14 protein-coding genes are annotated in these 14,575 nt (G+C 40.9%); all 14 read right to left on the bottom strand.

Annotated features, from left to right (window positions below):
* Positions 1-2 precede the first annotated feature (2 nt).
* The 14 genes from AC503W_RS02965 to AC503W_RS02900 all read right to left on the bottom strand — a co-directional run bounded on the left by AC503W_RS02965 (position 3) and on the right by AC503W_RS02900 (position 14,561).
* Entirely contained in the window at positions 3-317 is a 315-nt protein-coding gene (locus AC503W_RS02965; protein WP_494915985.1) for a PadR family transcriptional regulator, read from the bottom strand.
* Positions 318-1,223: 906 nt separating this feature from the next.
* The gene (locus AC503W_RS02960; RefSeq protein ID WP_494915983.1) at positions 1,224-2,561 is read right to left on the bottom strand and encodes an MFS transporter; all 1,338 of its coding nucleotides are present in this window, start codon (positions 2,559-2,561) and stop codon (positions 1,224-1,226) included.
* A complete protein-coding gene (locus AC503W_RS02955) occupies positions 2,545-4,179 on the bottom strand; it encodes a PEP-utilizing enzyme (protein WP_494915982.1) in 1,635 nt (544 codons plus the stop codon). Before AC503W_RS02955 ends, AC503W_RS02960 begins: the two co-directional genes overlap by 17 nt.
* A gap of 22 nt (positions 4,180-4,201) precedes the next feature.
* On the bottom strand, positions 4,202-5,101 hold the full coding sequence (locus AC503W_RS02950) for a PEP/pyruvate-binding domain-containing protein (protein ID WP_494915980.1): 900 nt from the start codon (positions 5,099-5,101) through the stop codon (positions 4,202-4,204).
* A 267-nt stretch (positions 5,102-5,368) separates the two neighbouring features.
* Complete coding sequence (locus tag AC503W_RS02945; RefSeq protein ID WP_494915979.1) at positions 5,369-5,815, bottom strand: hypothetical protein; 447 nt, start codon at positions 5,813-5,815, stop codon at positions 5,369-5,371.
* Between the two features lie 163 nt (positions 5,816-5,978).
* Positions 5,979-6,890: a VanW family protein gene (locus AC503W_RS02940; protein WP_494915977.1), complete on the bottom strand. Its 912-nt coding sequence runs from the start codon at positions 6,888-6,890 to the stop codon at positions 5,979-5,981.
* Between the two features lie 322 nt (positions 6,891-7,212).
* Positions 7,213-9,153 (bottom strand): DNA/RNA helicase domain-containing protein, encoded by a 1,941-nt coding sequence (locus AC503W_RS02935; protein ID WP_494915973.1) that lies wholly within the window; start codon positions 9,151-9,153, stop codon positions 7,213-7,215.
* Positions 9,154-9,302: 149 nt separating this feature from the next.
* Positions 9,303-9,836: a YehS family protein gene (locus AC503W_RS02930; RefSeq protein WP_494915970.1), complete on the bottom strand. Its 534-nt coding sequence runs from the start codon at positions 9,834-9,836 to the stop codon at positions 9,303-9,305.
* Positions 9,837-10,039: 203 nt separating this feature from the next.
* On the bottom strand, positions 10,040-11,101 hold the full coding sequence (locus tag AC503W_RS02925; protein WP_494915968.1) for an LLM class flavin-dependent oxidoreductase: 1,062 nt from the start codon (positions 11,099-11,101) through the stop codon (positions 10,040-10,042).
* A gap of 202 nt (positions 11,102-11,303) precedes the next feature.
* Positions 11,304-11,888: a helix-turn-helix domain-containing protein gene (locus AC503W_RS02920; protein WP_494915966.1), complete on the bottom strand. Its 585-nt coding sequence runs from the start codon at positions 11,886-11,888 to the stop codon at positions 11,304-11,306.
* Between the two features lie 176 nt (positions 11,889-12,064).
* Entirely contained in the window at positions 12,065-12,823 is a 759-nt protein-coding gene (locus tag AC503W_RS02915) for an SDR family NAD(P)-dependent oxidoreductase (protein ID WP_494915964.1), read from the bottom strand.
* A gap of 283 nt (positions 12,824-13,106) precedes the next feature.
* Positions 13,107-13,511, bottom strand: coding sequence for a DUF4279 domain-containing protein (locus AC503W_RS02910; protein WP_494915962.1), 405 nt, complete (start codon positions 13,509-13,511; stop codon positions 13,107-13,109).
* Positions 13,512-13,562: 51 nt separating this feature from the next.
* Positions 13,563-14,084: a spermidine/spermine N(1)-acetyltransferase gene (paiA, locus tag AC503W_RS02905; RefSeq protein WP_494915960.1), complete on the bottom strand. Its 522-nt coding sequence runs from the start codon at positions 14,082-14,084 to the stop codon at positions 13,563-13,565.
* A gap of 24 nt (positions 14,085-14,108) precedes the next feature.
* Positions 14,109-14,561, bottom strand: coding sequence for a MarR family winged helix-turn-helix transcriptional regulator (locus AC503W_RS02900; protein WP_494915959.1), 453 nt, complete (start codon positions 14,559-14,561; stop codon positions 14,109-14,111).
* Positions 14,562-14,575 lie beyond the last annotated feature (14 nt).

Genomic DNA, 14,575 nt, shown 5'->3' with positions numbered 1-14,575 from the left:
AGCTAGTTCTCCCCTTTCGTAATGAGCAAACCGTTATGATACAACTCATGGAGACGCTTCATTTCATTTTCCACCATCAGCTTCCCAGCATCCGTAATAACATATTCCTTTTTTCGTCCATCCTCACCTAAAGCAACAATCCATTTTCGCTTAACCAATGTCTTAATCGCACCATAAATCGTTCCAGGACCAAGCTCAACACGACCATCGCTAAGTTCGGAAACAAATTGCATAATCCCATAGCCATGCCTTGGTTCATATAAAGATAAAAGGATGTAATAAACACCCTCTGTCAAAGGAGCCTTATCTTCCATCATTCCCCCACCTATCGTCTAACGTTATATCGACTGTTGATATATTGATTGTATCAGCACTCGATATAACTGTCAACAATATACAAATTTAGTTTTTGTTCCTAAATAAGGAGCGTTCCTTTAAAACAGTTCAGGGAGAAGGGTTCGCTACAAGGTAGAACATAGTTGATTGGAACGGAAGGCACGAGACTCCTGCGGGCAAAGCGTGTCTATGGGAGACCCCGCAGGCGTTAGCCGAGGAGGCTCACGGACCGCCCGCGGAAAGCGAGTGCCTGGAGTGGAAATCAACGTCCTCCTATTCATTCACGACTTAGGAAAACAGGGTTCGATCTATGAGTTAAAACATAGTTGATTGGAACGGAAGGTACGAGACTCCTGCGGGGAAAGCGTGTCTACGGGAGACCCCGCAGGCGTTAGCCGAGGAGGCTCGCGGACCGCCCGCGGAAAGCGAGTGCCTGTAGTGAAAATCAACGTCCTCATATTCAACATCCATGACTTTAGGAAAAAGGTTCGATCTACGAGATAAAACATAGTTGATTGGAATGGAAGGCACGAGACTCCTGCGGGCAAAGCGCGTCTACGAGAGACACCGCAGGCGTAAGCCGAGGAGGCTCGCGGACCGCCCGCGGAAAGCGAGTGCCTGGAGTGGAAATCAACGTCCTCATATTCAACATTCATGACTTTAGGAAAAAGGTTCGATCTACGAGATAAAACATAGTTGATTGGAATGGAAGGCACGAGACTCCTGCGGGAAACGCGTGTCTACGTGAGACACCGCAGGCGTAAGCCGAGGAGGCTCACGGACCGCCCGCGGAAAGCGAGTGCCTGGAGTGGAAATCAACGTCCATATGGTACAAACCAAAAAAAGTAGACAAACCGATTTTCAAGTTTGTCTACTTTCTGCATAAGCTATAAAATGTGTGTGTTTGCATTCTTTTCTTCTTTTTTCACACGGATGAACATGCCTTTCGATACAACCAAGCCTAATATCGAAAATGCAATCAAAATATACATAGTCACTGAGTAATGAATTTGTAAACTGATGATGACAGATGCGGCTATTGAACCGAAGTAGCGAAACATGGAATAAATACCGGAAGCTACCCCTGTTAATTCCTTGGCAACGGATTCAAGAGACGCCGCTTGCATGGAAGGAACGCCCAATCCCGAGCCAATTCCACCTAGAAATAAAATCAAACCAGCAAAGACTAATGTATCAACCGTTGGAAGGATAACATATAATCCTAATGCCAGAATTAATAGGCCAAAAGATATTCCAACGGTCCTACCCTTTCCAATCTTGCCTTCTACATATCCACCTAGCCATGATGCGATCGAGATAGCTAACGAGAATACAAACAAAAGAAGTCCTATCGAACCGATAGAGTATCCGACATCTCTTTCTAGCATCATCGGCATTATTAAAATGGTGCAATACATGATGGCATTGTTCAGTAGGATCAATAGATTTGCACTTGTAAAACTAGCGTCTTTAAAGAGTGAAAAATCGATGATTGGATTGCCATATCGCTTCTCTCTATATACAAATAGAACGAAAGATAATATGAAGACCAACCATAGCCACCCATTTCTATACCATTCATTTGTCACGATCAGGACAAGAACCGTTAAGAATGTACCTAATAGAATGGATCCTTGAATATCTAATCGAGTATGGATTTTCGGTTCGATATTCGGTAGGTATTTATAGGCAATAAGGAAGGACAAAATCGTAAAGGGAATGTTTATCCAAAAGGTGGCATGCCAACCCCATCCACTAATTAGCATGGCCCCAATGAGTGGGCCGAGTGCCGCCCCAATGGACATCGCAAAACCAAACACACCGAATGCCTTGGTTAACTTTGATTTAGGTGTAATGAAACGAATGATTGCCGTTCCATTAGGCGTAATCAAAGCCCCTCCTAAAGCTTGAATCGCTCTACCCGTGATTAAAACTGGTAAACTAGGTGCATAGCCACATACTAAAGAAGCCCCCAAAAATAATAGCAAACCGATTAGAAACATCTTTCGGGTTCCGTACATATCCCCGAGTTTTCCTGCTATTGGTTGGGCTACGATCATGATAATGAGATACACCGTCACAATCCAGGAGACATTGGCTACATTCGTCTGATAGTAGTCCATGATAGTAGATAAACCAATCGTTATCATTGTAGAATTCAACGGGACTAGAAAAGCCCCCGTTAAAATCGCAAGCAAAGGAATATGGTTACTTTTCTTTAACAATGTACACGACTCCGTTTGTTCCATCCACACGTACGATATCACCGTCTTCTAACATTTGCGTTGCCACTTTTGTACCTAAAACAGCTGGAAGCTTGTATTCACGGGCAACCGTTCCGGCGTGAGACAGGATTCCTCCTGCATCCGTGATAACAGCTCCGGATATAGAAAATAGCACGGTCCATGGCGGGAGTGTTGTTTTACAAACGAGTACATCCCCCTTTTGAACTTTAGAAAAATCATTCTGATCCCGAACGATTTTCACCGTACCCGTATGGACTCCTTTTGAGGCCGCATATCCTTTAAAGCTTTGTTCTTGTTCATCCACTTCCGCCGCTCTTGTTCCAAAGATTCTTTCGATAACAGGCGCCGCTTCCTCTTGTGGGGGCACACCGTATGTCTGAGGAATCTCTTTCTTCGAATTTTGTTCATGTTCAGCCTTGCGCTCAACAATTTTGGTGGTTATATCTCTTGGGTTATTCACTAACTCCACTAACTCATCCAGGTATAAAAAGAAAATATCCTCTTTCTCTTCGATTGCCTTTGCTTCAACTAAGAGTGCACCCACTTCCAATAAAACCATTCGAGCTTTAGCCGGAAGCATGGCATCAATGTAGAAGTGATGATCTTCATCAACACCCCAATAGGCTAACGCCCAGTCATGGATCTGTTTGAACCTTACTTTTGCTTCACTCTCCGGGTACTTCTCTAACAGAGCGGATACTTTATGTTCGCGTTCCGCTACAACACGTGCAAATTCTTCATCAAAATCGAAGTCTTTCTTCATATATTCCGAAATGACAGCTAAGGCATATTCAGGATTCTCCACCCATGTTTCATCAGAAAACTCATGGGAATTCGCGATGCGCCACCCGTAAATTTCTAACGTATCTTGGACTTGGTCCAGGAAAGTTTGGCCTTCAGGAGATGCTTTAAGCTCCGTCACTAAATCTTCATTAGGAACGGAAGCAAAACAGCTCGATATTTCAGGTAACGCCATAGCCACCTTCGCAAGGTTCCATAAAACTCGATCCGTTTCTAATGATTTGTTCATCACACCTTCAAGGAGGTCATACACATAGGTCGTATTCGTGTCACCCGTTAAATTCTTATAGGCATCTTCTAAAAGTAAACCAACAGAGCCTCTAGGCATAACGACCTCGAAGTGAATCTCCCAGGCATGTTTGAAAAATTCAAATAATTCTATAAGGATTCCCTTTGCTTCTGCCAAAGTAAAGCCATTTTTACGGTATTGGTCCAGTGTGTTAAAGTACGGGATTAACTCTTGATTCATATAATTCCAGAATATATCACTTAAGTTTGGCAACAATGCTTCTATAGCCGTTGCATTTTCTTCCAACCGTTTTGCAATATCCCCTTGATATGAAACGGTATTCTGATAATAGTGAGAATCAGAAATCTTGATTTGGAATTGATGGATTGGAAGTTTCAATGTTTCATAAGCCTTTTTTGTCCCTTCTGTAACGGCTGGTGCCATGTAAGACGCAAACAGGGGGGTTAAAGAACCGGGTAGATGCAATTCATCTAGAAACCAAAATCCATTTTGTTTATCCTCTTCGTTAAGCATTAATTCACTTCGGAAATTTTCAATATTCAACATATTTTTCGCACTCTCCTTATTTCTAAGATGTAATGGGTCTAGATTGAAGTACGAAAATCATGTCATCTTTAATGGCAAACTCTATATCAACAGGAAATTCATAAAATGCCTCTAGTTTACTTGTTACAGACTCTAAAGATAAGATGCTTTCTTCATTAAGACAGTAGGCGTTACTTTCTTCCGACGTAGTTTCCACTTCAATGATTTGATTATTTATAGGCAATATCTTCACTTCTTTAAGACCTAAATCTTTCATAATAGACTTCGTTTCTTTATTCACGATGAAAGTGTCGGGGGTCACAATTCCTGAAACAATGGCTTCACCCAAGCCATAACTCGCATTAATAATGATTTCATTCGTATCTTGAGTAATGGGGTTCAGACTAAAGATCACGCCGGACACATCGGGATACACCATTTGCTGAATTAAAATTCCCATAGGAAAAGCATCTAAAGAAATATCTTTTTGTGCAGCATACTCACGAACACGATCGGAGAACAGGGATGCCCAGCATTGTTTGACTGCATAAAGCAATTGCTCCTCCTCACAAACGTTCAAAATCGTCTCATATTGACCTGCGAAGGAAGCGTCCTTTAAATCTTCCGCAGAAGATGATGACCTAACAGCCACTGCCAATTCTTTGGATCCTGTTAGTTCCTTCAACTTTTCATAGGAAGATAATACTCCCTTTTCTATATCTTTCGGAAGAGGAGCCTTCATGAATACATCAATGAATTCCTCTTTATGTACTTGATTATGTAAAGCATTCTCTTTCATAAATCTTTTTAAAGCACCTGCTTTGAGAACAAATCCATTGGGGATATGAACACCCTCATTTATGATGTTCGCCAAGTGCAATGCTTTAGACCCAACTTCCAGTAGCGATTCTTGGTTAGCTTCTTTCAGGAACACAGTAAACACTAAAAAACAAACCCCTTTTCTTTATTAACACTGTAATGATAGTACAAAATACGCAGTAGGATTTAACCACTTTGTTTATTAAACTCTAATTTAGTATACTTTGCAATCTATAAAAGAATAAATACTCATAAAATACTATCTTTTACAGTGAAACCATTTCTTTAATGAAAAGGTTAATTTTATTATTACACAGACAATATAATGCAAATAAAAAAACTGCATCAATTTATGATACAGTTCTCCGTAACTTTCTAAAAATCAATTTTCTCATTCATTGTCCCCATATCGATTTTGCTTGCCCATCCAATCGTTTGCTTCTCTCCACTTAAGCTTTTTTGCTGCAACCCAATTCACGCTATTATCCATTTCTTTTGCAGGGTGAAAATCAGTGTCATCTGCCCAATAAAAATTACCGTTATTTTTTAAAATAATGGCATCTCTGATAATTGAATCATAATTTTCTGGCGTCGGGATAATATGAATACCCGTTACACCTTCAAAAAGCAATTCAATTGCAGATGGATCGCTATCTTGACGTTGAAATAACATTTTTACATTCGTATCTAATTCTCCAGGAACAGTCATGGAAAAATCTTCATCTACATAAGTTCCTGTCCACATATGCATTTCCCTCAAGCATCCATCATGAAAATAACCGAATCGCTCTAGCAAATCCTTGCTATCCGATTCCTCTTTCAATTCAATCCAATTCATCTCTGTTGTCCTCCAATAACATTTGTCTTCTTATAATAATTCGTTGCTAATGATACCACTCCTTTTCATAATACAATTAAAAGCAACCTGAAATAGAACTCTCGGATCCGACTAGTAAAAAAGCGACTGCTCTCGTTCAGCAATCGCTCCCACATTGTCTTTATTATGGTTTGATTTTGATTTCTTTCGGTAACTTAACTGGAGCCTTGGGAACTTCTTTTTGTTCGTTATTAATCACGTCAGAGGAGTAAAGTGTAACGATCATACTTCCTCCATATCGTTTAGCGCGAATCAAAACCGGTTGGTTATACTTGTTTTGAAAGCGAAAGTCAGGTCCATACCAGCTTACCGTAGCATCCCGGCCGGATGGAACATATGGTACATGCCTGCTATGGGAATACCGCTCGACAATTCGTAGCCCTGCACGGTCGACAGCATTATACAAGGTTGATGACACCTGACAAATCCCTCCACCAACCCCTTCAGACAATTCACCTCTAACGATAATGGGAGCACTCATGTACCCCTTGCCTTTAGACCTCTTCCCTACAACTTGGTTAAAGGAGAACGTCTCATTAGGAAAAACAACGTGATTGTCAATTGCTTTTGCGGCAAGTGAAATATTTTGCGAACGACTTTTATTGTTAGAATTAAAATAAGTCACGTACTGACCAATCTTTTGTATCCGTATGTTAGCAAGTAGCTCACTATCCACCTTTGGATAAACATCCATTTTGGGTACCTCTATTTTGGAAGGACCTTTACCAAAGAAATAGGCATAAAACTGTTCCTTAAATGCCTGTCGATATAGTTTATACCCTACCTGTCCTGGGACGATTTGTCCCTGATTGTTTATTCTGGCATCTATAGGGGCCCTGTAGATTTGTTGATCAAGCTTATCGAGGAATGCACCAATTTTTTCGTCATCAATCATCGGCGTACCAGGAAGGGACAGTGTGAAACTTTCACGGTTAACACTAGCTATGGGTTGCCCTTGTTGGGTCACCGTTAAGCTGTCAGAAAGCTCAACAGGTTGAGCAAATAATAACAGACCAGTTATCCATATATGTATCATAAGTAGGTATACCTCCCAACATTAGTATGAACGGGAGATTGTCCTTTGATGTAATTCTTCCATTTATATTATTGACGTATGTAAAAAGTTATACACAAAAAGGCTCAAGCAACAAGAATCCCTCCTCATCACTCAAGCCTTCATCCACACGTTGTGGCAAATTTTACACAATGGTCGGGTTTTCCTTATCTTAAAAAGTGGATAATTTGGGGGGATTACATAACAGAACCACCTGAAATGCTTTACTTTGACGTTCTAGGTGATTCTTTTTATAAACCGCACTTACTTTTGAAGGTTCCTCTTATGAATATAAAACCCCCTATCACTCATAAGACTCCGGTTCCTCAGCTACAGTCGTCTTCCTTTTGAAAAACTCATTAGGTTGGTACTGTACTTGGATTTCTCTAAGCCGCTTCAGTAAATAGTTTTCCAAATCCTTATCTGTACAGTAGACAAAACACCCTTTTTGCCCTCTAGTTAGAAGTGTCCTGTAGGTATTCCGGATAATCTCATCAGCCAGTTGCATCGCTTTCTCCGGTTCTTCTTTTGATAGCTTCTTGATGCCTTTTAAAGAACTGTCGGTTTTGGCCCTTTTTATAAAATCCGTTTGAATTCTTTCTTCACTGAAGTACATGTCATCTCCAATAATCACGCCCACATAATCGAATTCCAGCCCTTGAGATGTATGGATACAGCCCACTTCTTGAACCGAGTTTTCATCAATTGCCCAGCTGTCAGAATTACCGAGATTCCAGCTCATGCTGAATTGATCTGACAGTTCAATATCATGGATCTGTGAGTTGTTCTTGCCTTCCTTCTTCCAATCCCAGCAATAACCGGCTAACAATCGGGCTTTGTTATTCACCTTATTCAGCCTGAAAATTTCATCCCTCATCTCGACTGGATCACTATATACACGAAAATCATAGTTGCTTCCAATATAGCTTTCATTTGCTGTTTTCCGTATTTGAAGAACATCATCAATCCATGCAAGATATCCATCCGAGCCGTTGCACCGGAACTGTGAATCCAATAAGGCAGTCGATACACTGGCATTATATTGGTCTGCAAATTGTTGAATCGTCTCAATGCTCCCAGCATCCTTTAACGTCACACGCTGGCGCTCGTCAATAAAAAAGATGGAAAAATTAGAAGCAGCAATGATTTCCTTCATCTGGTTCTCACCAAGATGATTAAACATCCCGGACTTTTCATTTAAACGATGCGCCTCGTCCACAATCAAGACATCGAATGTGTTTTCCGGAACATCAATATAACTCCCAGACCCTTTAAAGAGGTTATCAATATGGCCCTTACGGAAATCCTTCTTTAGCTTTTTAGCATAGATGGCCCGCGGTGCGGCATTCTTGGTCACATATTGGCAAACCATATTTTGAGCCGTCAACTCCACTAACAGGTTGATGGCCAACACGGATTTTCCGGTGCCCGGTCCGCCTTTGACGATCAACACTTGCTTTTTATTCGATCTCTGCGCTTCTTTTGCCAGCATCTTTGCTGCTTCGTACACAACCTTCTGGTCATCAATCATGACGAATTCTTGATTTCCCTTCAACATATTAAGGAGGGAATCCTGCAAAGACTTAGAGGGACGGATTCTTCCATTCTCGATTTTGTACAAGTTTTCCTTATTGTCCCCAAATTTAATATGAGTCTTGATGAATTCTCGAAGCTTAGCCGCATCACCTTTTCGAAAAACGGGAGCCTTCTCCACATAATATTGATAGCCTTCATCAATAATAGGATCGTCATCCACTTTGATATAGTTATGCAAATAAGCACATGGATACAACTCCATCTGATTATCCTGGACATTTTCATTGTAGTCCTCAATTAGCGCCGCGTACGACCATGCCTGATAAGATGGGTGAGTGGTTTCCCTCACTCCACCACCAAGGAATGTCTTAACAATCGCTTCTTTTCCATCCACTTTCTCAATATCCTGCCATTGCTTAAGCTCAACAATTACAATAGATTGATTCGTATCATTACTGCCAGATATCAAGAAGTCGACTCGCTTTGATGTATAAGGAATCTTGAACTCTATAGCGACACCAGCGTCATCAGGTATTTCCTTATCTAACAGAACAAGATGCATGTATTTCATCGAATTATCCCAAGATCTTAATTCACTTTTATTAATCCGGCCAACTTTCTCCGCGTAATTATTTACGATATTATCTATTAATTTATCTTCAAAAACATCTTGAAGGAATTCACTTTTAATCGCCTCATATATAATCATCCCTGGCTCACCTTTTCCATTGTAGTTCTACAATCTTTTGTCTACTTTATATTATTGTACACTAAGGTTCCAATGCAGAACTTATATGGAAATAAAAAAAAAGACCCAAGCAATAAGAATCCCTCCTCATCACTCAAGTCTTGTTTTGCTTAACCCCGATATTTCAAAGTTAACCCTTTTAAGAAGTTACGAGCGTAACGGTCTCCGCATTGTTTATAATTCCGGTGGCCTTCTTTTCTTAAAATGGCGCCTAGTTCCCCTTTGGTTATATTGACTCCTGCGTCTCCCAGGATTTCAATCATATCCTCGCTTGTTAGGCTCAGCGCGATTTTCAATTTCTTCAGAAGGACGTTGTTCACACTTTCCTTGCCAGTTGGTGCCGGGCTCTCTGGTTGTCCCGGTTTTGGCTCTTGTTTGCCTCTTTTGAAAATGATCAGGCCATTCAAGAAGGACTCCATCATCTTGTTATTGCATTTGATTGTATCTTCTTCGTCTTCATATTCGTAAAAATCGACATCATCGTCTTCGTACTCATCATAGTCTTCTTCTTTTGGCTTTGTCAGCATCTCCATCACTTCTTCTTGTGTCACGTTCACGCCGCCAAGTTTGAAAATCTCTACCATATCTTTATTTTTTATATCGAGAGCATATCGCACCCTGATTAAAATATCATGATTATGCATCCATAAACCTCCTATATTCGCACCCTTTTCAGTAGCTTCCTCTTTATCATTGCCCGAGTAAATTCTTCCAATACTAAAAACGAAGGCAACTGAAAATCCGAGAATCGTTTACAGATTCCCGGATGCTGTAAGTGTACTGTATGTTTTATTATACCTAAAAAAGATGGATCCGACATTAAGTTTGGGTGAATCGCCTCAAAGGCTTACGATTCCTCGCCGCCCTCTGCTTCCCATCTCGCAATTTCCTCCCGTACTATTGGGGCCACCTCTTTACCTAGTAGTTCGATGGCTTTCATCACATCACCATGTGGCATCGATCCGACAGGAACGTGCAGCATGAAGCGCGTGATTCCCACGTTTTTACGAAGGTGAATGATTTTTTTTGCCACGGTCTCCGCATCACCGACATATAGGGCACCTTCTAAACTACGTGCCGAATCGAAGGTTTCACGGGTGTATTCTCCCCACCCACGCTCTCTTCCTAACACGTTCATCGCTTTCTGAGTAGAAGGGAAAAATTTCTCTGCTGCAATATTGGTACTTTCGGCAATGAATCCGTGTGAATGGGAAGCAATCGGCAACTTGCTTACATCATGCCCCGCCTCTTTGGCCGCCCTTTTATACAATTGGACAAGCCCTGCAAATTGCCTCGGGCTTCCACCGATAATCGCGAGAACAAGTGGCAGTCCAAGCATGCCAGCGCGGACAACAGATTGGGGAGTTCCGCCGCTCGCAATCCAAACAGGTAGAGGATCCTGAACAGGAATCGGGTAAACCCCACGGTTTTGAATGGATGGACGATGCTTGCCACTCCATGTCACCTTTTCGGAATGCTGAATTTTCAACAGCAAATCCAACTTCTCATCGAATAATTCATTGTAATCGTCCAAATCATACCCGAATAACGGAAAGGACTCGATGAAAGAACCCCGGCCCGCCATGATTTCAGCACGTCCATTCGAAATCGCGTCAAGTGTCGAAAATTGCTGAAACACTCGTACCGGGTCATCGGAAGACAACACCGTCACCGCACTGGTAAGACGAATCCTTTTGGTCCGAGAAGCAGCCGCAGCCAATACGACAGCTGGTGAGGAAGCCGCATAATCCCTCCGATGATGCTCGCCCACTCCATAGACATCCAGCCCCACCTCATCCGCTAATACAATCTCCTCAACTACCTCACGTATACGTTCAGCATGGCTAAGTACCTTACCCGTTTCTACATCCGGCGTCGTTTCAACAAATGTAGTCAACCCAATTTCCATTGCCCTTCCCCCTCTATGTATGGTTTACATACCATATTACCGTTCCTATCATTTAAAAAGATCCTATCATTCATCATACAATATCATGTGAATACTTCTCAAATTTCCAATTCACTTATCCACAGTAAAAGGCAGGGCCCCTATTAAAGGGCTGACTGCCTGTTGGTAGAACTATTTTATAGATTGGTGGCTTTTATTCTCCTTAAATCAACTGATAAAACAATCCGTGCTGCGTGCAGTACCAAAGCAACATGCCGTGTTTCCGCTTCGGAATGCGGGTTTGCAGCCCCCATTCCGGATACTGTTTGATTAGTTGCACCTGATCGCCTGTAGCAAAGGCAATAAATGAAATATAATGCTCTTTGGTCATAGGATGATCGCTTGAAATGAACCAATCCTCTTCAACCTGTGTAACTTCCAGCTTCTCTTCTTCCGTCGCTTTCTTCGGCACAAGTGCCTCCAACTTTCTTCCACAACAGGAAACTAATGCGTTACCCGTGCTTAAGGTAATATTCCCACAAGATGGACACACAAAATAGTTTGACCGTTTCATATTTCCTCCTACAAAATCATTGGAAGCGAGTTCGCCCTCCAGAATATGTTCAATGTTTACACCTAGGAGGGAGGACAATTCCGGTAACAGGGAGATATCCGGACACCCTTGGCCACGCTCCCATTTTGAAATGGTCCGGTCAGAAAGGTTCATCCTATTAGCCAATTCCTTTTGCGTGAACCCTTTTTCCCTCCGCAATCGTAAAATCAAATGGCCCACTTTGCTACTATCCATTGATTCACCCCCTACTCATTACATCATAAAAGGTAAGGTCCGATTCGGCAACAAACGCTCCGTTGAGTTTTCCAGTTTAAATAATCAATTAGCAGCAGCCTTTATTTGAGGGGGTGACTTAAGTGAGCATACAAAAAGCCTGTTCCAATCGAAACAGGCTTTTTGCTGATCTATGATTATTTTGTATTAGTAAATCCACCATCTATGCGAATAACTTCTCCATTGATATATTCTGCTTTAGACGTTAATAGGAAGGTTACAAGTTCCGCAACCTCTTCCGGAGTTCCCAACCTTTTTTGAGGGATTCCCTTCGTTGCGTTCTCTTTCATGGCTGGATTAGCTTCGTAGAAAGCCTTGACCATCGGTGTCTCAGTAGGTCCTGGTGCAATTGCATTCACACGCAGACCTTCTTTTGCGTATTCAGCCACCATGGACTTCGTTAACCCTGCAATAGCATGTTTCGTAGCGGAATATGTCACTACTGAATCTTGTCCAATCACACCCGCGCTTGAAGCTGTATTAACAATCGATCCACTGCCATTTTTCAGCATGACCTCAGTTACATAACGAACGCCATATAAAGCACCCATTAAATTGATTTGGACAATCTTTTCAATTTCTTCCACGTCCGTATCCAAGAAATACTTACCGCTACCAGAAATCCCTGCATTGTTAAAGAAATAATCGATTTGGCCATATTTCTCTACTGTTTTATCCACATAGTTCTTCACTTCTTCTGCTTTGGAAACATCCGTTTTGATGAAAAAAGAATCCACTCCTAAATTTTTCACCATTTCAACCGTTTCGTTCCCACCCTTTTCATTAACGTCCACTACAACGATATTGACTCCTTCTTCAGCCATTCGAACCGCTGTAGCTTGTCCTAATCCGCTTCCTGCTCCTGTGATAATCGCTACTTTATTCTTAGTTGTCATGAAAAAACCTCCGTTGTAATGAATAAGAACCGGGTAACCGGCACTATTCTCGTATATTTTCTCTTAGGATAAAATACCCTAACTCTCTTATACTTTACCCCGTGAGTATGATTTAAAACGATTAATTTCTGGAAGGGGAGATTCTATGGAAACAGTGATAATCGGAAATTATGAGGAGAAGTGTAAGGAAACCCTTGAAGAAAATGGCTTCTTTATCTCTATCTTAAAAAAAACCTGACAAAAATACTTGTCAGGTTGAGTGAAGATGACTATTTAGATTTCCTTAACTAACTATGTATAAATCGAATTGGATTTCTGCTTGAATACGGCTTGAAAAATCTATCATGTTTTTCTCTAAATACATTGCCGGTTGTTCATCATTAACTATTTCTATGACAATCATAAAAAGAAACTCAACATCATATTTCTTTTTGAGTTGTTTTAATTCTTCCGTTTTCCCTTCAAGGGACTTTAGAATAAGGTCCAACTGATCATTAATATCGTACGACTCCTGGTATCCAGTGCTTAAAATCCAATCGGTATATTTTCTTCTTTTACTAGTAGTTGATGTTAGATTAGGGTGATTGATGATATCTCCCTTATTAAAGGTTTTAGTGGGTTCAATATCAAGAACATCCGTTACTATATCCACAGGGAAATCCTCACCGAACGCACTAAAATAAGCCATTACTCTTGTTTTGTCCAGAATATTTCATCCTCTTCTTTATAAAAATAACCTCTAATTCATAAGTATTTTAGTCATAACAAGATCGGTTTGTTTTTCATCTCCCATGTGAAAGGAATGCTTTCCAGTCTGAGTAAAGCCCATTTTTCCATAAAATTTGATAGCCCCCTCATTTTTTTCCCAAACGCCTAACCAGATTTTCTTCTTACTCTGGTCTTTCGCCAATTCTATTCCTTTACTTATAAGATGATGACCCAGTCCCTGCCCTTGAAATTCCTTTCTTATATAAATCCTCTCAATTTCAAGTGACTCATCACCCTCCTTTTCTGTCTGGGCTTCATCGACATTCACCTTTAAATACCCGGCGACTTCATCATGAACATAGATAAAAAAGAATTCCGAAGAGGGATTGGATAATTCCGTTCCTAATTGCTTTAAATTAAACGCATCTTCCAAATAAACCTTCATATTTTCGGGGGAATTCTGATCCTTAAATGTCTCATAAAATGTTTCGCGGCCAACCTCTTGGAGTAGTGGCAAATCTTCAAGGGTACACTTTCGTATATGTATCGTCATTGTTATATTCCGCTCCTCTACCTATTAATAATTTCTCTTGTTTCCCTTTTTCACAAAATCCCAGTCTACCTCTATATTTGTTCTCACTTTTTGAAGAAGAGAAAAAAGAGTTTCCACTTCTTCTTCGGATAATCCAGCTAATGCGACTCTATTGGAATGATCATGTTCTCTTTTTATGAAAGGATACACACTTTCGCCTTTTACAGTTGGGAAAAGCTTTTTGATCTTTTGGTTATGCGTATCCTCTCTCTTATCAATGAAACCTTGTATCTCCAATTTCTTTATTGCACGAGCTGCCGTGGTTCGATCTACTTTTATCATTTCTGCTAACCGTTCTTGAATGATTCCTGGATTCTCGCATATGCGCACAAGGTACAAATACTGCCCTTTTGTAAGGTCATATTCTTTAAACTCTATATTGCTAATAGAATCCAAGGCCCTTGCTACCATTCCAATCTCACGAAGCACTTCCTTCATATGTTCAACACCAC

This window comes from Peribacillus suis, assembly GCF_059384845.1.
This window is presented reverse-complemented; position numbering and strand designations above follow the sequence as displayed.

Coding starts and splice junctions, on each gene's coding strand:
- AC503W_RS02915 (WP_494915964.1), bottom strand. CDS start 12,823: ATGACAACTAAGAATAAAGTAGCGATTATCACAGGAGCAGGAAGCGGA.
- AC503W_RS02955 (WP_494915982.1), bottom strand. CDS start 4,179: ATGTTGAATATTGAAAATTTCCGAAGTGAATTAATGCTTAACGAAGAG.
- AC503W_RS02910 (WP_494915962.1), bottom strand. CDS start 13,511: ATGGCTTATTTTAGTGCGTTCGGTGAGGATTTCCCTGTGGATATAGTA.
- AC503W_RS02920 (WP_494915966.1), bottom strand. CDS start 11,888: ATGGATAGTAGCAAAGTGGGCCATTTGATTTTACGATTGCGGAGGGAA.
- AC503W_RS02930 (WP_494915970.1), bottom strand. CDS start 9,836: ATGCATAATCATGATATTTTAATCAGGGTGCGATATGCTCTCGATATA.
- AC503W_RS02940 (WP_494915977.1), bottom strand. CDS start 6,890: ATGATACATATATGGATAACTGGTCTGTTATTATTTGCTCAACCTGTT.
- AC503W_RS02945 (WP_494915979.1), bottom strand. CDS start 5,815: ATGAATTGGATTGAATTGAAAGAGGAATCGGATAGCAAGGATTTGCTA.
- paiA (WP_494915960.1), bottom strand. CDS start 14,084: ATGACGATACATATACGAAAGTGTACCCTTGAAGATTTGCCACTACTC.
- AC503W_RS02900 (WP_494915959.1), bottom strand. CDS start 14,561: ATGAAGGAAGTGCTTCGTGAGATTGGAATGGTAGCAAGGGCCTTGGAT.
- AC503W_RS02965 (WP_494915985.1), bottom strand. CDS start 317: ATGATGGAAGATAAGGCTCCTTTGACAGAGGGTGTTTATTACATCCTT.
- AC503W_RS02935 (WP_494915973.1), bottom strand. CDS start 9,153: ATGATTATATATGAGGCGATTAAAAGTGAATTCCTTCAAGATGTTTTT.
- AC503W_RS02925 (WP_494915968.1), bottom strand. CDS start 11,101: ATGGAAATTGGGTTGACTACATTTGTTGAAACGACGCCGGATGTAGAA.